The 17,906-nt window shown below is 68.6% G+C and carries 18 protein-coding genes, 1 tRNA gene and 2 rRNA genes (1 of these 21 running past the window's edge); 5 read left to right on the top strand and 16 right to left on the bottom strand.

All coding sequences use genetic code 11. The annotated features are described in order from the left end of the window. Positions 1-178: 178 nt before the first annotated feature. The 9 genes from ACVBD7_RS03640 to ACVBD7_RS03600 all read right to left on the bottom strand — a co-directional run bounded on the left by ACVBD7_RS03640 (position 179) and on the right by ACVBD7_RS03600 (position 8,390). Positions 179-2,728, bottom strand: a complete 2,550-nt coding sequence (locus tag ACVBD7_RS03640) for an ATP-binding protein (RefSeq protein WP_458096141.1) — start codon at positions 2,726-2,728, stop codon at positions 179-181. Beyond that, entirely contained in the window at positions 2,725-3,480 is a 756-nt protein-coding gene (locus tag ACVBD7_RS03635) for a response regulator (protein WP_458096140.1), read from the bottom strand. The genes ACVBD7_RS03640 and ACVBD7_RS03635 overlap by 4 nt, the downstream gene beginning before the upstream one ends. Next, positions 3,477-4,550 (bottom strand): chemotaxis protein CheB, encoded by a 1,074-nt coding sequence (locus tag ACVBD7_RS03630; RefSeq protein WP_458096139.1) that lies wholly within the window; start codon positions 4,548-4,550, stop codon positions 3,477-3,479. Before ACVBD7_RS03630 ends, ACVBD7_RS03635 begins: the two co-directional genes overlap by 4 nt. Then, a complete protein-coding gene (locus ACVBD7_RS03625; RefSeq protein ID WP_458096138.1) occupies positions 4,547-5,725 on the bottom strand; it encodes a chemotaxis protein CheW in 1,179 nt (392 codons plus the stop codon). The genes ACVBD7_RS03630 and ACVBD7_RS03625 overlap by 4 nt, the downstream gene beginning before the upstream one ends. Then, the gene (locus tag ACVBD7_RS03620; RefSeq protein WP_458096137.1) at positions 5,722-6,531 is read right to left on the bottom strand and encodes a CheR family methyltransferase; all 810 of its coding nucleotides are present in this window, start codon (positions 6,529-6,531) and stop codon (positions 5,722-5,724) included. Before ACVBD7_RS03620 ends, ACVBD7_RS03625 begins: the two co-directional genes overlap by 4 nt. Positions 6,532-6,551: 20 nt before the next feature. Next, positions 6,552-6,878: an STAS domain-containing protein gene (locus tag ACVBD7_RS03615; RefSeq protein ID WP_458096136.1), complete on the bottom strand. Its 327-nt coding sequence runs from the start codon at positions 6,876-6,878 to the stop codon at positions 6,552-6,554. 59 nt (positions 6,879-6,937) lie between these two features. Continuing rightward, positions 6,938-7,348, bottom strand: a complete 411-nt coding sequence (locus ACVBD7_RS03610; protein WP_458096135.1) for an ATP-binding protein — start codon at positions 7,346-7,348, stop codon at positions 6,938-6,940. A 265-nt stretch (positions 7,349-7,613) separates the two neighbouring features. Then, complete coding sequence (locus tag ACVBD7_RS03605) at positions 7,614-8,042, bottom strand: hypothetical protein (protein WP_458096134.1); 429 nt, start codon at positions 8,040-8,042, stop codon at positions 7,614-7,616. 12 nt (positions 8,043-8,054) lie between these two features. Then, complete coding sequence (locus ACVBD7_RS03600; protein WP_458096133.1) at positions 8,055-8,390, bottom strand: hypothetical protein; 336 nt, start codon at positions 8,388-8,390, stop codon at positions 8,055-8,057. 165 nt (positions 8,391-8,555) lie between these two features. Here ACVBD7_RS03600 and ACVBD7_RS03595 point away from each other — a divergent pair, with 165 nt between their 5' ends. After that, positions 8,556-8,705: a hypothetical protein gene (locus ACVBD7_RS03595; protein ID WP_458096132.1), complete on the top strand. Its 150-nt coding sequence runs from the start codon at positions 8,556-8,558 to the stop codon at positions 8,703-8,705. A 45-nt stretch (positions 8,706-8,750) separates the two neighbouring features. On the opposite strand, the gene ACVBD7_RS03590 is transcribed toward ACVBD7_RS03595, so the two are convergent. From ACVBD7_RS03590 to ACVBD7_RS03575, 4 genes are all read right to left on the bottom strand, one after another. Then, a complete protein-coding gene (locus ACVBD7_RS03590) occupies positions 8,751-10,475 on the bottom strand; it encodes a sensor histidine kinase (protein WP_458096131.1) in 1,725 nt (574 codons plus the stop codon). A 106-nt stretch (positions 10,476-10,581) separates the two neighbouring features. Beyond that, positions 10,582-10,734, bottom strand: a complete 153-nt coding sequence (locus ACVBD7_RS03585) for a NepR family anti-sigma factor (RefSeq protein WP_458097630.1) — start codon at positions 10,732-10,734, stop codon at positions 10,582-10,584. A 56-nt stretch (positions 10,735-10,790) separates the two neighbouring features. After that, positions 10,791-11,417: a sigma-70 family RNA polymerase sigma factor gene (locus ACVBD7_RS03580; RefSeq protein WP_458097629.1), complete on the bottom strand. Its 627-nt coding sequence runs from the start codon at positions 11,415-11,417 to the stop codon at positions 10,791-10,793. Positions 11,418-11,596: 179 nt separating this feature from the next. Beyond that, on the bottom strand, positions 11,597-12,109 hold the full coding sequence (locus ACVBD7_RS03575) for a sigma-70 family RNA polymerase sigma factor (RefSeq protein ID WP_458096130.1): 513 nt from the start codon (positions 12,107-12,109) through the stop codon (positions 11,597-11,599). Positions 12,110-12,239: 130 nt separating this feature from the next. On the opposite strand from ACVBD7_RS03575, the gene ACVBD7_RS03570 reads away from it, so the two are divergent. From ACVBD7_RS03570 to ACVBD7_RS03555, 4 genes are all read left to right on the top strand, one after another. Then, on the top strand, positions 12,240-12,956 hold the full coding sequence (locus tag ACVBD7_RS03570) for a response regulator (RefSeq protein WP_458096129.1): 717 nt from the start codon (positions 12,240-12,242) through the stop codon (positions 12,954-12,956). Between the two features lie 428 nt (positions 12,957-13,384). Then, the gene (locus tag ACVBD7_RS03565; RefSeq protein WP_458096128.1) at positions 13,385-13,546 is read left to right on the top strand and encodes a DUF1328 domain-containing protein; all 162 of its coding nucleotides are present in this window, start codon (positions 13,385-13,387) and stop codon (positions 13,544-13,546) included. A gap of 7 nt (positions 13,547-13,553) precedes the next feature. Continuing rightward, entirely contained in the window at positions 13,554-14,213 is a 660-nt protein-coding gene (locus ACVBD7_RS03560; protein ID WP_458096127.1) for a hypothetical protein, read from the top strand. Between the two features lie 68 nt (positions 14,214-14,281). Beyond that, positions 14,282-16,117 carry an ABC transporter ATP-binding protein/permease gene (locus ACVBD7_RS03555; RefSeq protein WP_458096126.1) on the top strand — a complete coding sequence of 612 codons (1,836 nt, stop codon included), beginning with the start codon at positions 14,282-14,284 and terminating at the stop codon, positions 16,115-16,117. Positions 16,118-16,202: 85 nt separating this feature from the next. Here ACVBD7_RS03555 and ACVBD7_RS03550 read toward each other — a convergent pair. From ACVBD7_RS03550 to ACVBD7_RS03540, 3 genes are all read right to left on the bottom strand, one after another. Further along, positions 16,203-16,279 (bottom strand) — tRNA-Met (locus tag ACVBD7_RS03550). 66 nt (positions 16,280-16,345) lie between these two features. Next, positions 16,346-16,460, bottom strand: a 5S ribosomal RNA gene (gene rrf, locus ACVBD7_RS03545). Positions 16,461-16,613: 153 nt separating this feature from the next. Next, a 23S ribosomal RNA gene (locus tag ACVBD7_RS03540) occupies positions 16,614-17,906 on the bottom strand (it continues 1,445 nt past the right edge of the window).

Genomic DNA, 17,906 nt, shown 5'->3' with positions numbered 1-17,906 from the left:
CGGCGGCCTCGTCAGCCAATATTGGGATGGATTGCTTGGCGGATCGCCTGGCATGCATGCCGGCGGCCACCTCCTAGCCCCGCAAATTTTCAGAGAAGGCAAGCACCTAGAAGCTGTGAGACCTCGAAGCACCGCTCGCCTTGGCGCTTTAATCGGGATCCCGGGCTCGCAAGTTGCTTCAGCCCTCGTCAGAAAGCCCGTCGGGCTCTAGCAGCAGCACCGGCTCGCCATTGCCGAGCACGCCGACGCCGCCAACCCCGGGCAGGCGGGCGAGAGCGGGGTGCAGGGGCCGCAGCAAGATGTCCGTGCGGCGCTGCACCTTGTCCACACCGAGCGCGAGCGGCCCCGCGGCGGAGCGGGCCACCACGACCGCGCCGGGCGGCGTTTCCAGCAGGCCGAGCAGCGGCGCGAGCGCCAGCACAGAGCGTCCGTCCCCTGCGCCCTCCAGCACCGCCTCTACCCGGTTGGTCGGGATGGCATAGGGGTGGCCACCCACCTCGAAGAGCAGCACAGCCTGGGTGGCGGCGGTCAGTGGCAGGCGCAGGGTGAAGCTGGTGCCGCGGCCAGGGGTGCTCGCCACCTCCAGCGTGCCGCCGGCCCGCCGCACCGCCTCCTGCACCACGTCCAGCCCGACACCGCGGCCGGACGTCTCGGTGATGGTGGTCGCGGTGGAAAAGCCGGGGCGAAAGAGCAGAGCCTCGATCCCAGCAGGCGGAAGCGACCGCGCCTCCTCCGGCGAGACCAGCCCGCGCTCCACGGCGCGGGCGAGAACGCGGCCGTGATGGATGCCGCGCCCATCATCCGAGACGCGCACGCGGATCACCCCGGTTCGGCGGGCAGCGGAGATGCGCAGCATGGCGCGCGCCGGCTTGCCGGCAGCCTGCCGCTCCTCTGGCCCCTCGATACCGTGGTCCACCGCGTTGCGGACCAGATGCAGCAGCGGGTCGGCCAGGGTCTCGACCAGCGACCGGTCGATCGCCACCTCCTGGCCCTCCAACAACACCTCCACCACCTTGCCCGCAGGCTCGGCAACCGCGCGGGCGACGCGAGGAAGGCGGGCAAACAGGGTGCCGATGGGGACGACGCGGAGCTCCATCACCGCCTCGTCTAACCGGCGGAGGGAGAAGGACAGGCGGCTCTCCGCCTCTTCCAGCGCATCCTCGAAGCCGCGCAGGCGGTCTGAAAGCTCGGTCAGTTCCCGCCCGGTCGAGCCGTCCAGCTTGCCGGCAATGACCGAGAGGCGGGCGATCGCCGCGCGCGGGGCGCTCTCGCGTAGCGCTTCTGCCAGGGCGAGGGAGGCGGAGCGCACTTCGGATTCGAGGGAGATCAGCCCGTCGATCGTCTCCTGCCGCACGCGCATGGTGGCGCCGCCCGCGGTCGCAGGGGCGTGGGACGCCTCCTCCTCGGCGGCGGAAAGGGAGAGAAGGACGCGGCGGGAAGGATCGGCGGCGGTCGCTGCGCGGGACAGCGTGTCCAGATCGGCTGCGCTGGCCAGGAGCAATTCCAGCAGAGGCGGACTCGCCCCGGGCAGGGTGCGGCTGCCGAGAATGTCGGCCTCCGGCCGCAGAGCATCGGCGATCGCCGCTTCCAGCTCCTCCCCACCCGCGCCCCTCTGGCCCATGGCGAGGCGCGCGACATAGAGCCGGGCGCCAGCATCGAGGGCGGTCGCGGCGCGCAGCCGGGCTGTCTCGCTCAGCAGCGGCAGGAAGCTGGCGGGGATGCGCGAATCGCTCTCCGCGCCAACGATCGCCGCCGCGCTGCCCTGGGTCGTGTGGCGGATGGCCTCGGCCAGGGTGGGGCCGCGAACGCCGAGAATGGCAGCTGCATCCGGGTCGCCGGCGCGGTCGGCCAGGTCCTCGAGGGCAAGCAAGCTCCGCTCCAGCACATCCTGGCCCAGCGCGCAGGCGGCGGCGGCACCGTCCCGCGCCGCGGCGACAAGGGCGGAATGCCCGCCCGGTGGATCGGCGAGCTGGTCCGCCGCGGCGGCGAGGGCGGCAATATCCACCGCGCCCCTCGCCGCACGGGGAATTCGGTCGGCACCCGCTGCCTCCCCCGCGCGCAGGGCGAGAAGAGTCAGGCGGCGGCGCAGGCGGCCGAGGGCGGGCAATGCGGCCGGGGTAGCGGCGGCCTGAACGAGAGCATCCAACGCCTCCGCCAAGCCGGGCAGGCGGATGCTCCGGGCCGCAGCGGCGAGATCGGCTGCTTCGGTCAGTGTCCTTGCGGGGCGTCCGGCGGTCAGGTCGGCCAGGGCCGGCGCGGCGGCGGCGCAGCGGGAGGCGAAAGCGCCGAGCAGCGGATCGGCGCCGGACGCGGACAGTTGCGCGGCCGCGGGTGCTCTGGCGGTCACAGGGGCCGCTGTCCCGTCCACCAAAGCGCCGATCCGGCGCAGCAGCGCGGCATCGGCCGGCGCGTCCCGATGGGTCTCCAGCACCTGGGCGCGGAGGGTGCGGAGCGAATCCACAGCCGCCGTCAGCCCGTCCACCACCCCGCCCGCTACGGAAAGCTTTCCGCTGCGCGCAAGGCCGAGCAGGTCCTCGCAGCCATGGGCGAGGTCGCGCATCCCGCCGGCGCCGAGCACGGAGGCCATACCTTTTAGGCTGTGGAAGGCACGGAACAGCGTGTTCACCCCGTCCCCTTCCACCGGGGCGGAGAGAAGGCGCTCGATGGTGTCGAGATGCTCCTCGCTCTCGACGGCGAAGCCTTCCCAGAGGGCGTCGTCCTCGATCACGGCGCGCCCTCCGGCCGTTCGGACAGCCCGACCGCGCGGCGGGCGGCGCGGCGAATGGCCTCACCTTGGCGCTCGCCAAGATCGGGTGAGAAGGCGCCGGAGGGCTTCCCCACCACGGCGCTGGCGCCGAGCCGACGAGCCTCCACCGACACCTCGCCCCCTGGCACGGCGGCGGAGGACACCACCACCACCGCCCCGCTTCCGCGCAGAGCCCAGTCGCGCAGCACGCCCAGCCCGTCCAGCACAGGCATCTCGATATCGAGCAGGATCAGCCCCGGGTTGTCGTCCGCAATGCGCGAAAGCGCCTCCCCGCCATCAGCGGCTTCCGCCACCACGAGAAAGTCGGGATCAGGAAGAAGGCTCTCCCGCACCAGGCGGCGCATCATCGCGCTGTCATCCACCACCAGGGTACGCACGGGCGTAGCAACCTGACCGCCGTCCTCGCCCCGGGCGAGTTCCGGTGTCATCGGCGCGGCCTCGAAAGGCAGGTCTGTTCCGGCGGCGACCACAGCGCGGGCATGGGCAAGCAGGCCGGCCGCTGCCCCGGCGGGATCGAAAGGCTCAGGCAGGGGGTCCAGCGCTCGCAGGGCTTCCCGCAACGATCCGATCTCCGCACCCCCAGCCAGTCCGCGCAGCGAGTCGAGCGCTCGCCGCTGCGCCGCCTCCTCCCCGGCCGCTGCCAGGGCCGCCGCAGCGGCTTCCCATTCCGGGAGGAAGAGCGCCAGCAGCTCCGGGTCGAGCGGCGCGCTCATGCCGCGCCCGGTTCCAGGGCGGCACGGGCCGCCGTCAGGGCCCGCAGGCGCATGCCCAGCGCGACGGGATCGCCCACTCCGGTCGCCAGCCCGGCGCCGATCACCGCACCGGGCATGCCGGCCACCACGCAGCTCTCGGGCGATTGCGCCAGTACGGCCATGCCCCTCTCCCCCATCGCGGCCGCCCCGACGACGCCGTCGCGCCCCATGCCGGTGAGCACGACGCCGACCGCACGCTGCGCCACCAGGGCGGCCGAGCGGAAGAGCATGTCGGCGGAGGGATGCACCACGCCCTCCTCCCGGCCCAGCCGCAGCACGAAGCCTCCTTGCCCCCCGACGGCGCGCGCGAGATGCCCGTCCGTGCCGCCAGGGATCACCACGACTTCTCCCGGCCGCAGCGCAGCGCCATGGCCGCCCAGCACCACCGGCACCCCGCCGCGGCTGGCGAGATGCCGGACGAAATCGGGCCCGAGATCGGCCGGCATGTGCTGCGCCACGACGCAGGGCACCGGCAGCGCTCCGGAGGCCGCGAACAGCGTCGCCAGCGCATCCGGCCCGCCCGTAGAGGCGGCGAGGACGAGGATGTCGCAACCGGCCGATGCCCGGGGATGCGCGCGAAGCGTGAGCGATGGTGTTGGCGGCTGGCGGGGTATCGCAGCCGGCACACGCACCCGCTGGCCGGCCCAGTGGCGCAGCCGCGGGCGCAATTCCCGGTCGATCTGGCCGAGATCGAGGCCGCCAAGGGCCGAGCCCTTCCAAAGCACATCCGCCGCCCCGGCTGCCAGTGCCGCCAGCGCGCTGTCCGAGCCGTCCTGGGTATGCTGGCTCACCACCACCACCGCGGGCGGGTTCGGCAGTGCGGCCAAGCGGCGGGTCGCGGCGATGCCGTCCAGCCCGGGCATCTCCAGGTCCATGGTCACCACATCCGGCTGAAGGCGGGCGGCGAGCTCCACCCCCGCCTCGCCCCCACTCGCCTCGCCGACGACCTGCAGGTCGCCATCGGCCTCGATGATCCGGCGCAGGGCCATCCGCATGAAGCCGGAATCATCCACCACGAGGGCGCGGATCATGGCGCCGCCGCCCCCGGGAGCCGGTTCCCAGCGGCCGCCGCCACGGCCAGCGGCGTGAGAAGTGGCGCCAGCAGGGCCCGCGCGCGAAGAACGGGCAGCACCGTGCCGTCCAGCCGCAGCATCGCGCCGACCAACCCGTCACCGGCCACCGGGGCGATGTCCGCCTCGGGAACCGCCCGCAGACCGAGCACGGAAGTGACGGCCAGCGCCGCCGGCCGCGGCCCCTGGAGGCGCAGCATCGGCACAGCCGCCCCGCCTGCCAGAACCGGCGCGCGGCCCAGCCTCATCCCGCCATCCAGCACCGGAAGCACATCGCCCCGATGCGCCGTGATACCGGCCACGGCGCCGCCGCTGCGGTTGCGCGGGACCTGTGGAGGCAGAATGGCGGCCACGTCCTCGAGCTCGAGCGCGAAGTCCGCGGCGCTGGCGTGGGCGAGCAGGAGGGGACGGGTGGGGACGGCCCTTTCGATCGGGGGCGGCACGGCCCGCGGCGCCGCCGAGAGAAGGGCCGGTTGGAGGAGCGGTGCCGGCAGCTCCGGCGTCGTGGCCACAGGCGCCGCGCCCCGGCAGGGCAGGCCAATCCGCCGGCCGGCAACGAGGACCACCGCGAGAAGCGGCGCCTCTCCCGTCTCCGCCCCGAACTGCGCGGCGTCGATGACCAGCACAGGGCCGGCCGTGGTCCAGGCCATGCCGGACACGCCGTCGGGGGGCTCTGGGAAGAGGTGGAGGGGCGGCATGGGCAAGAGGCGATCGAGGGCGTCGGAGGGCAGTTCGATCGCGCCGCCGACCAGGGCAAGGCGGAACCCGCCCCGCATGAGCTGCGTCACGGGTTCCGTCGGCTCGACCGGGCCGGACGAGGCTGAGCGGACACGTCCACCAGCAACCGGCGCCAAACGCGGCAGCTCTACCAGCTCGGCGTCAGGTGGCGGATCCGCGATGAGGGAGTCGCCGCCGAGCAGCAGGGCACCCTCCGGACCCGGCACCAGCGCCCAGGCGCCCGCCGGCTGTTTGGCGCCCGGCAGCACCCAAGCCGGCAACGCAGCGCCACCGATCAGCCCGACATAAAGCCGCCCGCGCCCGCCCGGCAGCGGACGCAGCACGGGCGTGGCGATGGCGGAGGCGCCCTCCGGCAGGCGATGGGCAGTGATGCCCGCTGTGATCCCGGCCGCGTTCACAGACGTCTCCAGACGCCATGCGTGCCGGGTTCGGGCGCCAGGGGCAGATCGGTGTCGGGAACGTCGGTCGGGCCGAGCAGTAGCGCGCCACCCTGGGGCAGAAGCCCCACCAGGCCGTGAAGGACCGCGGACCGTGCTTCCGGAAGAAGGTAGATGAGGACGTTCCGGCACAGGACTGCGCCGAACATGCCAAGATCCGGTGGCAAATCGAGCAGGTTGGCGCGGCGGAAGGTGGGCGGCACGGGCGGGCGAGGCAGCACCCAGCCGCCCTCGCGGTCGAATTGGGTTTGGAGAGCGGGCGGGACCTCGCGCAGTGCATCCGGCGGCCCGGCGGCGTAGCGGCCGGCAGCGGCGGTGGCGAGGGCGGGGCGACAGAGATCGATGCCCAGCACCTCGGCCGGGATCTTCCCGGCACCGGCGAGCACGGCGAGGCTCCAGGCCTCCTCGCCCGAGGCGCAGCCGGCCGAGAGAAGGCGGAGCCGCCTCCCCTGCGCGGGAAGGACGGGCATCAGGGCTGCGAGGGTCAGGAGCTGCGGCGCGGCGCGGAACAGGCGGGTTTCCTGCACCGTTACGGCATCAAGCAGCGCGGCCCAGGACGGATCGTCGAGGGCTGGGGGCGATTCGAGGGCAGCGACGAGGGGGCCCGCGCGATCGAGCCGCCGCAGCAGGACGCCGGACGGAGCGAGCCCGGCCAGCGCAGCCAGACCGCTTTCCGCTCGTGCCAGTTCTGCCGCCGGGCCGTCAGACCCGGGCGCTCCATTTGCCCTCTCGGCGAGGCCGCGTGCAGCCCGGCGGAAGACGGGCATGGCGCGCCCGGCTCCGGGGTTCAGCCGGCTGCCAGAGCCTCGGCGCGAGTGCCGTGCAGGGGGATGATCTTGTCGAAGCCGGAGATCTCGAACACCTCCTGCACCGCAGGCTGCAGGCCGCAAACGGAGAAGGCGACGCCGCGGGTGCGGGCCTGCTTGGCCGCCTTCAGCAGCACGCGCAGTCCCGCGGAGGAGACGTAGCGCACGCCGGACATGTCGGCGATGAGCCCGCCGCCATCGAGAAGGGACAGCAGCTTCTCCTCTGTCGCCGGGGCGGTGGCGGTGTCGAGGCGTCCCTCCATCTCGGCGATGGCAGTGGTGCCTTCCCTGTGCTCGGCGATCTGCATGGCGTCTCCAGTGGGCCCGGCGCGGATAGCCGGCGATGCGGCGATGTTTGCGCCGCGCCCTAGCCGGCGTCCAGCACGGCCGTGACACGGTTGAGGCCGTCGCGGCGCTCATAGGCAGCCTCGCGCGTCATTCGGCGCACGAAATGCACGCCCAATCCGCCGACGTCGCGGGTTTCCACATCGGCCTCGGTGTCGGGTGAGGCGGCTGAAAACGGATCGAATGCGGGGCCGTCATCCTCGATGATCAGGTGAACCGATTCGCCCTCGCGGCGGAGATCGACGCGCAGGAGGCTCGCGCCCTTGGCGTGCATGACAACATTGGCCGCGAGTTCCTCGGTCACGAGGGCCAGATACTGTGCGGCGCGGGGCGAGAGTTCCGCATCCTCCGCAAACTTCTCCAGCCGATCGAGGAGCGTTCCCAACGCCTCGACCTCCGGCCGCATCTCATGGTGCAGCGCCGCGGCGTCCAAGCCTGCCTCCCCTAACAATAAGTGCAGGATAGAATGGCTGGCAGGGGTTGGGAAATCGTCGGGGCGGCAAGCTTGCGGAGGCCCGGCGGTTCCCCGGACGACGCTTCAGCAAGCCGATCGGAGCTAACCCTTCCGGCAGAGATTTCCACCAGTGCGGGCTTTCGGGTGCGATTGCCCTTCTACTCAGCACAACAAAGCAGAAAGGGCGGCGTCCATCTGGGAAGCCGCCCTCTTCAGGGTCACACGACCTGGGCTCGTCCAGTCGTTACATCCGCCGCCCGCCGCGGAGCTTCGGCCAGAGCGCCGCGAGCGCGATGCCGCCCAGCGCCATGAGAGGCGCCGCCTGGGTGGTGAAGCCGCTGACCGCGGACTGAGCGGCGCCGGTGAGCGCCACGTTCCGCACCGCCTGCGCTTCCATCTCCTCGCGTGCCGAGGTGCCGCGCGATGCCAGGAAGACGAGCAGACCGGCGAGGACGAGGTCTACCACCAGAACGATCAGCGCAGAGACCACCGGCCCGAAGCCGCTCCGCGCCGCGTGCCAACCCAGCACGTGCAACATCACGAAGGCAGCCAGGCCCATCAGCCCGGCCGCCGCGTAGAAGGCGGCGCTCCGGGCGGTGGCGTTGGCCTTCGCCTTGAGGCGGCGGCCTTCCGCCTGCGCCGCCATCCCGACCAGGCTGAAGGTCCGCAGCATCTCCGCGTCTCCTCAGCGACCGAGGATGCGGGCGAGGATGTACCCGGCCGCGGCGGCGATCAGGATCGACTGCGCCGGGCGCTCACGCACACGGTCGGCCACCTGCTCGTACTGCACCTGGGCCGTGTCGGCGGCGCGGGCCGCGTAGCCCTCGGCCGCGTCCATTGCCTGGGACATGTACTTCTGCCGGTCGGCGTAAAGCTCCTCGACCTGCTTGCGAAGCGCGGCGATCTGGTCGCTGGCGCTGCTCGCGGCGTCGCTCACGGTCGTGGCGGCCTGGTCAACGGCCTTCGTGGCGCTGCTGGCAACCTGGTCTACGGCTTTTCCGGCGTCGGTATTGGCGGCCATAAGTCCCTCCTGAGGACATGTCTCTGTCCCCACGCCAACGCGGCCCCAGGTGGGCGGTTGCGCCCTGCCGTTCAGGGCCGCTGGGACGGCTGGGCAACCGGCCGCGGCGGGTCGGCGTTTCATGGGCAAGGCCGTGGCAGGCACGGGCCGGGCGGAGCTCAGGCGATGCGGATCGGTCAGATCTCGATGATGGTGCTGCTGGGCGCGCTTCTCGCGGCCCCCGTGGCCTATGCCCAGTTCAACGCTGTGCTGGAGGGGGCCGGACTTGTCGCAACGGCCTTCGCACCGGACGAGTTCCAGGCAGCCGGCCTCTAGCTGCTCGACTGTCATGAGGGTGCGCCCAGGGAAAGGTCGCGCGCCTCAAGTAGCCATAGCGCGCGGCGCCGGATTTTCTCTGCTCGGGAAGCGCACGGTCCAGCGCGTGCCCGTCCCCTCCCCTTCCACACGTCCGCCGGTCAGCGGCCCGCCAAGCTGCTTGGCGAAGCCTTCCATAAGCTGAAGGCCGAGGCCGCGCGGCCGTTCCTTGCGGTCCGGAAGCCCGATCCCGTCATCCCGTACTATCAGCGTCACTTCCTGCCCCTCGGCGGAGAGAGTGAGCCAGAGCGTGCCGCGCGTGTCGTCCGGGAAGGCGTGGTCCAGCGTGTTGCCGACGGCCTCTGTCACCAGCAGGGAAAGCGACACGGCTTGATCGGTGGAGATGGCGATGTCGGCCACTTCCAGCTTCAGCGCGATCCGCTCTCCCGGCGCCTCGTTGTGCGAGGAGAATTGCTGGTTCGTCAGCTCCGTCAGGAACGGCACCAGCGAGACCGCCTCGAAGCTGTGCTGCATGTAAAGGTGTCGGTGCAGGGTCGCGAGGGCACGCACGCGGTTGCGGGCGGCCAGGAACTCCTCGGCCGCCGCCGGATCACCGATGCGGCCGGCCTGCAAGTTGAGCAGGGAGGACACGATTTGCAGGTTGTTCTTCACGCGGTGATGTATCTCGCCCATCAGCGCGTCCCGTTGCTCGAGGGCGGCGCGGAGGTCGGCCTCACGCCGGGCCAGCGCCGCGGCGGCCTCGCTAAAAGCCTGCTCGACCGCCCGCACCTCTCGCGGCTCCGTGCCCGAGGGGCTGACGCGGAAGGGATTGCCGGGCCTCCAGCCGCGAACGCGGGCGGAGAGCAGGCGGAGCGGGCGCACCATGGCGAGGTCCGCCCCCACCACGATCGCGGCGAGGCAGGCGACCAGGAAGGTGGCGAGTTCCATAATCCGCTGAATGAGGATTGTGCGTGCGGCTTCCTTCACCCCGCCAACGGGGTGGCCCACGACCAGCCGCAACCCTGGATTCAGCCGGGCGCCGGCGAAAGCGGTGCTGCCTCCCGCGGCCTCGACCACGTTCCCGCCCTCGCCGAGCCGGGCCAGCAGGGCGGGATCCAGGGCGGGGCCGCCGGATCCTGCTGGGGACAGGACCCGGCTCTCGCGATCCACCAACCAGATCATGTCGCCGGGCGTGCGGCCGCCCCCGGGCAGGGCCGCGTAGTCCCGCAGCACCATGGTCCCAATTACGGCCCAGCCCCGCTCCTCTGAGCTCGCAGGGCCGGGCACGGCCACGGGCAGAACAGGCGCGCGGCCCCCGCCGCCGGGCAGGAAGGCTCCATAGGAGGCTGTGCCGCTCGCCAGGGCCTCTCGCAGGAGGGGCTGGGGATCGAAGCCGGCCGGGAGGGCGCCACAGGCCGGGGGCGAGTCCGGGGTGGCGACGGCTAGCTCTGCGATGTCGCCGGAATGCAGGTCCACAATCCGGCGAAGGGTGGTTGTGCAACCGACAGGCTCTTCGAACTGCCGGGGATCCTGCCGAGCCAGAGCCACGAAAACCGATTCCGCATTTCCGATTGCGGCGCCGTAGCGGGCTGCCATGAGCGTGCGCAGGATCTCAACCCCACGGCGACCTTCGTCAACCGCGGCCTGATAATCCTGCAGGGAGTTGGTGATGGCGATGGAGGCGACAGGGATGCCGGCCACCATCAGCAGCACGATCATCCGACCACGAATGCCACCAAGGACGGAGGCGATGCGCAGCCGTAATTGCGCGAGCCGGGTGCGCGACGCCATGTGATGCTGCTCCTCGCCCGGCATCGCGCGGGGCGATTCAGCGGGCGGGCGCCCTATGAGTGGCGGGGCTGATTCGCGCGGCGCCGCGTCGTCCGGCACCGGTCCGTCAGCCCTGCCCGCGATCCTGTTCGATAAGACGCAAGAGTTCGTCCGGGATGGGCTCGCGCATTACGTCGTCGAACATTTGGTGCAGCCCTCGCTGCAGCCACAGGTCGAAGGCTGAATCGGGCGCGGCTTGGCCGCGCCCGTTCCCATTCACCTGATCGGGCTTTGACACAGGCCCTGACTTTCCCCGGGAATTACCTTCGTCCATCCTCAGACAGGGGTCGCAAGCCCCATCCCAGCCTCGCCCGGCGCAGTATGACGACGCGAGGCGCGAGGGGAAGAGGCGCTCTTGCGATTGGTGGACTTCGCGGCGGCCTTCGGCGCCTCGATCCCACGCTCCTCACCCGTCAGCCAGCGCTGCAGGGTCTGGCGGGCACGGAACACCCGGCACTTGGCAGTGCCCACAGCGCAATCCATCGCCGCGGCGACTTCCTCGTAGGACATGCCCTGCACCGTCACCATCACCAGCGCGGTGCGCTGCTCGGCCGGCAGGCGGGCCAAGTGGCCGCGCAGCTCGCGCATCACCAAGCTATCTTCCTGCGCGCCCGGGCGGGCGAAAGCGCTGCTCGGCACGTCGTCGATGTCGGTCGTCTCGCGCTTGCGGCGGACATCGGAGATGAACCGGTTGCGCAGGATGCGAAACATCCAGGCGCCGAAATTGGTGCCGGGGGCGAAGCTGTCCTTGGCAGCCAGTGCGGAGGTCACGGCGGCCTGAACCAGGTCGTCGGCATCGGCGCGGTTGCGGGTCAGCGCCAGGGCCTGGACGCGAAGGCGCGGCAGCGTGGTGACGAGGAGCTTGTGGAAATCGGCAGCGGTGTGGCCGGTACGCGCCTTCATCTCCACGGCCGGGGCCTCGGCGTCCTCGATGTCCATGGTCTCGGTCATAACGGTCTGGGTCATCTGGGAAGGTCCCCTCTGCTCGAACTTCACCCGACCAATGCGCCGAGGCGCAAATCGGTTACCGCTCCGTCGATCACGAAAACGCCAGGAGATTTGTGGCCTTCACCAAGTCGGGTTCAGTCGGGTTCACCGCCCTCCCCTGGGCCGCCGGCGTCGTAGCGTGCGGATAGGGCGCGGCGGCCGCGGGAGACGCGGGCCTTCAGTGTGCCCACCTGCACGCCGGCAATCCGGGCGGCGTCGTCGCTGGAGAAACCGAGGGCTCCGACAAGCACCAGGGCCTCCTGCTGCTCGCGCGGAAGATGCGCCAGCGCCCGGGCGAGGCCCATCACCTCCATCCGGTGCTCCTGGCCTGCCGGCATGCCTTCCTCCACCGTCATCCTGTCCATCGCCCGCTGGCGAACGGCAGCTCGGCGGCGATTCTCGAACCAGGCATTGCGGAGGATCGAGAAGGTCCAGGCACGCAGGCTCGTGCCGGGCTGCCATTGGGCCTCGTTTCGCAGGGCACGCAGCAATGTGTCTTGCACCAGATCGTCCGCTGCGGCCGGATCGCGGGAGAGAAACCGGGCGAAAGCTCGCAAATCAGGCAGAAGGCGTGTCAGGGCCGGGCGGAAATCCTGGTCGGTCGTCATGCACCCGGCTGAGAAAGGGCCGTGCCCCGCGTCGAGCGTATCGACGTGGTGCGCGGCGAACCCATGTATGGACCTTGTCCGGCCACGCCATCATGGCGGAACCCGACAAGGCGGCGGAGGACTATCACGGATGAATGCTGTCACGCAGGGGGAGTTGCTTCGCACCCTGCCCTTCGCCCGGCGCTATGCGCGCGCCCTGACCGGTGGCCAGGCGCGCGGTGACGCGCTGGTGGCCCAGGCGCTGCGCGCAGGCCTGCCGGGCGACGTTCCCGGGACGCTTGCGCTTTTCGCTGGGGTAAGCCGGCTGGTGCCCGACAGCGCCGGCGAACATATCAGCGCGAAGCAGCGCCAGCTTCTCCTCCTCACCGCGCTTGAGGACCTTCCGCTCAACGATGCGGCACTGGCCATCGGCGTGCCGCTGGCCGAGGGCCGCCGGTTGCTTGACCAGGCGCGAGAGGCGCTTCGGGCCGTGGCCGCGACCGACATCATGGTGATCGAGGACGAGCCGATCATCGCCATGGACCTGCAGCAGTTGGTCGAAAGCTGCGGCCACAACGTGGTGGGCATTGCGAGCGGCGAGGCCGAGGCGGTGGAGATGGCGCGCGCACTCAAGCCCGGGCTGATCCTGGCCGACGTCAATCTCGGCCCCGGTGGCGACGGAATTTCTGCCGTGCAACGCATCCTGCAGGAACAGAACACGCCGGTGATCTTCGTGACCGCCTATCCCGAGCGGCTGCTGACGGCGGAGCGGCTGGAGCCGGCCTTCATCATCAGCAAGCCGTTCGAGCCGGTGGCACTGGCGATTGCTACCTATCAGGCAGTCTCGGGCGGCGTGCCGCTCGGCTGAGATAGGCGTGGCCCGGCCGGCAATGGCCGGGCCACGCCTCCGGCCCATTAGCTACACCTGTAGGCTGGAGGCATGCATGAGCATGCAGACGGCCATGGACCAGGACCGGCTCGCAGATCACTGGAGCAACACAGGCGACAAGGTTCGGAAGTAGCGGGGCAACCTGACGGACGAGAAGATCATCCAGGCTTGGGAGGGCGCGATTTGCTGCTCAGGTCCCATCCGGGAACGCTCTGGCATTGGTCCGGACGAGGCGGAAAGCAGTTGCAGGACCGGGGGGTCTAAGAAGTTAAAGGCAACTCCGCTCAGACATTGTAGCGCGCTGCGCAACGTCTGCTGTCGCGCGTCGGCAACGGTCCGTGGCGGCGCGGCAACCGGCTCGAGCATCCCACGTTCAGGCATCGCATCCCTCTTGAAGGAACCGGATCATGCTCTATTGGACCGTCATCTTTCTTATTATCGCGCTGGTCGCGGGCGTTCTGGGCTTCGGTGGCGTGGCTTCTGCGGCCAGCGGCATCGCCAAGATCCTGTTCGTGATTTTCCTCGTGCTCTTCCTGGTCTCCCTGGTTGCGGGCCGGGGCTGGATCTGATCGGTCCATGCATCGCCGCACGGCGCTTTTGACCGGCCTTGCGACACTCGTCGCGGGGCCGGTGCTCGCACAGGGGGGTGGCGGAAGCAGCCGCTTTTGGTTCGACCCGACCCAGCTGCCATCCTTCACGGGCGTGGTGGACCGATATTTGCTGACACCGGAGGGAAAAACCGACCGCCTGCTGTTCCGGGAGGGGCCGCAGATCATCTTCCCTGAGCATGTTGCCGACGACATCATGCAGGCTATTCCCACAGGCCAGTCCATCGTCGTCTACGGCATTCGTGCACGTCGTGTTCCAGCGATCACCCTGCTCGCTTGGGCGCGTGACGGCGGGGCGCAACCGCGTTTCGTTGATCGGCCGAGCTGGATCTTTCCGGAGTACCGGGCCGCGGATGAGCGGCTGGAGGTTTCGGGCACTATCCGCACACCGCTCTATACGCCCCAGGGCGAGGTGATCGGCGCCGTGCTGGACGAGGGCGTGGTCATCCGTGTGCCGGCTGGCATCGCCCATGCGCTCGGGGATCGGCTGGCCGTCGGTCGCACCATCGCCGCCGCAGGCCATGGTGCTTCCGTGCCGGACCGAGGCAAAGCGCTGGATGCCGAACGCATCGGTGAGAGTCTCGAGAAGCTCGAGCCCCTGCCGCCGGCGGTCGAGCGGCCACAGTGATCCCATCCGCGCGGGCGTATCACGCCATGCGCGGCTGACCTCGCGGGACAGGACAGGCGAGACATCGGGTGAACGAGACATCGGGAACGGGTGTCCAGATCCAGACGGGGGCCGTCAGGGCTTTCCTTCGCCTGGCTGGCGGGTTCTTTTTACGCGAGCGTCGCGCGAAGTGGCTGGGCACTGGATTGGTGGCGCTGACGCTACTGCAGGTACTCATCCAGATACGGTTCAATCTCTGGAATCGTGACTTCTTCAACGCGCTCGAGAACCGTGACCGAGACGCCTTCCTCTGGCAGATGGTGCTGTTCCTCGGCCTGACCATCGCCTCGATGGTCACCGCAGTCTACCAGCTTTATGTGAAGCAACTCGTCCAGCTGCGCTGGCGTGAGTGGCTGACAACTCGTCTTCTGTCGCTTTGGATGACGGATGCGCGCCACTATCAACTTGAGCGCGCCGGCGAGGCCGACAACCCGGACCAGCGTATCGCGGAGGACGTACGTCTCTCCGTTGATCTAGCCGTCGACTTCGTGACGGGCATTTTCAACGCGGCGGTGATGTTAATTGCCTTTGTTGGAATCCTCTGGACGATCTCCGGGGCGCTGAATCTGAGCCTTGCCGGTCAGTCCATCACCATCCCCGGCTATATGGTATGGGCGGCGCTGATCTATGCCTCGATCGGGTCGGGGCTGACCTATCTGGTTGGTCGTCCGATGGTCGCGCTGAACTTCTGGCGCACCGCGAAGGAGGCCGACTTCCGCTTCGGGCTTGTGCGCGCGCGGGAGAGCAGCGAGGGGATCGCGCTGATCGGGGGCGAGACAGACGAGCGGCGCGGGCTGCAGCGGCTGTTTGGAAACGTGGCGGACGCTGTGCGCGGCCTAATGCGTAGCCAGCGCCGCCTCATGTGGCTCACGAGCGCCTATGGCATGCTCACTTCAGTCTTCCCAACCGTGGTAGCTGCGCCGTCCTACTTCTCCGGAGCGATCACTCTCGGCGGGTTAATGCAAATCGGTTCGGCTTTCGGATCGGTGCAGGCCTCGCTCAACTGGTTCGTGGATAACTTCCCGCGTTTGGCAGAATGGAGGTCGAGCGTTGAGCGGCTACTCTCCTTCCGTGAATCGCTTCGCGTGGTCGAGGAGATGGTCGCCGAGCCCAACCAGCCGACCATTGTGCGTACCGTAGAACCAGCCGGCCAGGAGGAGACGGTCGCCTTCCGCGACGTTCAGGTAGCCTTTGCGAACGGCTCTGTGGTGATTGCCGAGGCGACCGCGGAGATTAAAGCTGGTGAGCGCGTGCTGGTGAAAGGAGAATCCGGCACCGGGAAGAGCACGCTGTTCCGAGCCTTCGCTGGAATTTGGCCCTGGGGAAGCGGGGAAATTCGTGTGCCGCCGCGAGAGGCGACGATGTTCATGCCACAACGTCCCTACCTTCCGCTCGGCACGCTGCGGAGCGCCCTGGCCTATCCGAATGCGCCAGGTTCAGTGTCGGACGAGGTTGGCCGATCGGCACTCGACAGCGTGGGCCTGGCTCATCTGCAGGACAAGTTGGATGAGGACTCTCGCTGGGATCAAGACCTCTCCCTTGGCGAGCAGCAGCGGTTCGCCTTCGCGCGATTGCTTATTCAGAAGCCACGCTGGATCTTCATGGACGAAGCCACTGCGGCACTGGACGAGGAGAACCAGGACGCGATGATGCAACTTGTTTTAAACGAGCTTCCCAAAAGCGCATTGATCTCAATTGGACATCGTCCAGGGCTCGATGCTTTCCACGAGCGGACACTCCATCTGCAACGCGGGCCCGAAGGCACGCGGTTGGCAATACGTCCGCATGGGCGCGTACTGAAGGCGCGTACAGTGAAGATCCGAAACCCGTTCCGCACGAGGGCGCGACAAGTTCCCCCTGCCTGATGCAAGCTGGCCTACGCGCGAAACCCCCGTCCAAGGATGGGCGGGGGTTTTGCGAGGGTGCGGTGTGTTTGGTGGTGTGTGTATTTGGATGCGGGGACAGGATTTGAACCTGTGACCTTCAGGTTATGAGCCTGACGAGCTACCGGGCTGCTCCACCCCGCGGTGGTCCGGGTTTTCGTGTGAGGAAATCCCGAGGCTTGTATCCGTTTTGACTGATCTGGTCTGGTGGCCTGGCGCCGACCGACTCTCCCGCGCCTTAAGACGCAGTACCATGGGCGCAGAGGTGTTTCACGGCCGAGTTCGGGATGGGATCGGGTGTGGCAACCTCGCTGTAGGCACCAGGCCACCGGGCCAGATCAGGGGCAGGATAGTGTTCTGCCCGGACGGATGGGGTGTGGAATGGGATGGTGTGTGAGTGTGTGATGGAGTGTTGGTCCATCGCGAGAGTGCGTGTTGGTGCTGCGTGCGGTGAGACCAGGAGGTCTCATGCGGAGGGGGTAGGAGTTCGATCGGGCGATTAGGACCGCTCAGCTGCGTCTGTTACCAGACTTCCACCTGCGGCCTATCAACGTGATGGTCTTTCACGGCCCTTGGGGAGACCTCGTCTTGAGGCTGGTTTCCCGCTTAGATGCCTTCAGCGGTTATCCGTTCCGCACTTGGCTACCCGGCGATGCCACTGGCGTGACAACCGGTGCACCAGAGGTGCGTCCATCCCGGTCCTCTCGTACTAGGGACAGATCCTCTCAAGTCTCCAACACCCATGGCAGATAGGGACCGAACTGTCTCACGACGTTCTAAACCCAGCTCACGTACCGCTTTAATCGGCGAACAGCCGAACCCTTGGGACCTGCTCCAGCCCCGGGATGCGATGAGCCGACATCGAGGTGCCAAACCTCCCCGTCGATGTGGACTCTTGGGGGAGATCAGCCTGTTATCCCTAGAGTACCTTTTATCCGTTGAGCGATGGCCCTTCCACGCGGGACCACCGGATCACTAAGGCCGACTTTCGTCTCTGCTCGCGCTGTCGCGCTCGCAGTCAGGCGGGCTTGTGCCTTTGCACTCAACAGCCGATGTCCGACCGGCCTGAGCCCACCATCGCGCGCCTCCGTTACACTTTGGGAGGCGACCGCCCCAGTCAAACTGCCCACCAGGCAGGGTCCCGAACCCGGCTAACGGGTTTCGGTTAGACGCCAGAAAGGCACAGGGTGGTATTTCAAGGTTGCCTCCACCAAAGCTAGCGCCCCGGCTTCATCGGCTCCCACCTATCCTACACAGTCCCTTCCTGGCGCCACTGCCAAGCTGCAGTAAAGGTTCATAGGGTCTTTCCGTCTGACCACGGGTACCCCGCATCTTCACGGGGAATTCAATTTCGCTGAGTCCATGCTGGAGACAGTGGGGAGGTCGTTACGCCATTCGTGCAGGTCGGAACTTACCCGACAAGGAATTTCGCTACCTTAGGACCGTTATAGTTACGGCCGCCGTTTACCGGGGCTTCAATTCAAGGCTTGCACCTCTCCTTTTAACCTTCCGGCACCGGGCAGGCGTCAGACCCTATACGTCATCTCTCGATTTCGCAGAGCCCTGTGTTTTTACTAAACAGTCGCCACCCCCTGGTCTGTGCCACCCCACAACACTTGCGTGCCATGGGGTCTCGCTTATCCCGAAGTTACGCGAGCAATTTGCCTAGTTCCTTCAGCATGGTTCTCTCAAGCGCCTCGGTATACTCAACCAGTCCACCTGTGTCGGTTTCGGGTACGGTCCATAATCCCAGTGCTATTTCCCGGACCAA

The sequence above is a fragment of the Roseomonas sp. WA12 genome (assembly GCF_054165765.1).
This window is presented reverse-complemented; position numbering and strand designations above follow the sequence as displayed.

What these genes read in the sequence shown, in the direction of transcription:
- ACVBD7_RS03590 (WP_458096131.1), bottom strand. Translation starts at nt 10,475, where the DNA reads ATGGCGTCGCGCACCCGGCTCGCGCAATTACGGCTGCGCATCGCCTCC.
- ACVBD7_RS03620 (WP_458096137.1), bottom strand. Translation starts at nt 6,531, where the DNA reads ATGCCCGTCTTCCGCCGGGCTGCACGCGGCCTCGCCGAGAGGGCAAAT.
- ACVBD7_RS03570 (WP_458096129.1), top strand. Translation starts at nt 12,240, where the DNA reads ATGAATGCTGTCACGCAGGGGGAGTTGCTTCGCACCCTGCCCTTCGCC.
- ACVBD7_RS03605 (WP_458096134.1), bottom strand. Translation starts at nt 8,042, where the DNA reads ATGCTGCGGACCTTCAGCCTGGTCGGGATGGCGGCGCAGGCGGAAGGC.
- ACVBD7_RS03565 (WP_458096128.1), top strand. Translation starts at nt 13,385, where the DNA reads ATGCTCTATTGGACCGTCATCTTTCTTATTATCGCGCTGGTCGCGGGC.
- ACVBD7_RS03560 (WP_458096127.1), top strand. Translation starts at nt 13,554, where the DNA reads ATGCATCGCCGCACGGCGCTTTTGACCGGCCTTGCGACACTCGTCGCG.
- ACVBD7_RS03630 (WP_458096139.1), bottom strand. Translation starts at nt 4,550, where the DNA reads ATGATCCGCGCCCTCGTGGTGGATGATTCCGGCTTCATGCGGATGGCC.
- ACVBD7_RS03580 (WP_458097629.1), bottom strand. Translation starts at nt 11,417, where the DNA reads ATGAAGGCGCGTACCGGCCACACCGCTGCCGATTTCCACAAGCTCCTC.
- ACVBD7_RS03615 (WP_458096136.1), bottom strand. Translation starts at nt 6,878, where the DNA reads ATGCAGATCGCCGAGCACAGGGAAGGCACCACTGCCATCGCCGAGATG.
- ACVBD7_RS03595 (WP_458096132.1), top strand. Translation starts at nt 8,556, where the DNA reads ATGCGGATCGGTCAGATCTCGATGATGGTGCTGCTGGGCGCGCTTCTC.
- ACVBD7_RS03575 (WP_458096130.1), bottom strand. Translation starts at nt 12,109, where the DNA reads ATGACGACCGACCAGGATTTCCGCCCGGCCCTGACACGCCTTCTGCCT.
- ACVBD7_RS03635 (WP_458096140.1), bottom strand. Translation starts at nt 3,480, where the DNA reads ATGAGCGCGCCGCTCGACCCGGAGCTGCTGGCGCTCTTCCTCCCGGAA.
- ACVBD7_RS03600 (WP_458096133.1), bottom strand. Translation starts at nt 8,390, where the DNA reads ATGGCCGCCAATACCGACGCCGGAAAAGCCGTAGACCAGGTTGCCAGC.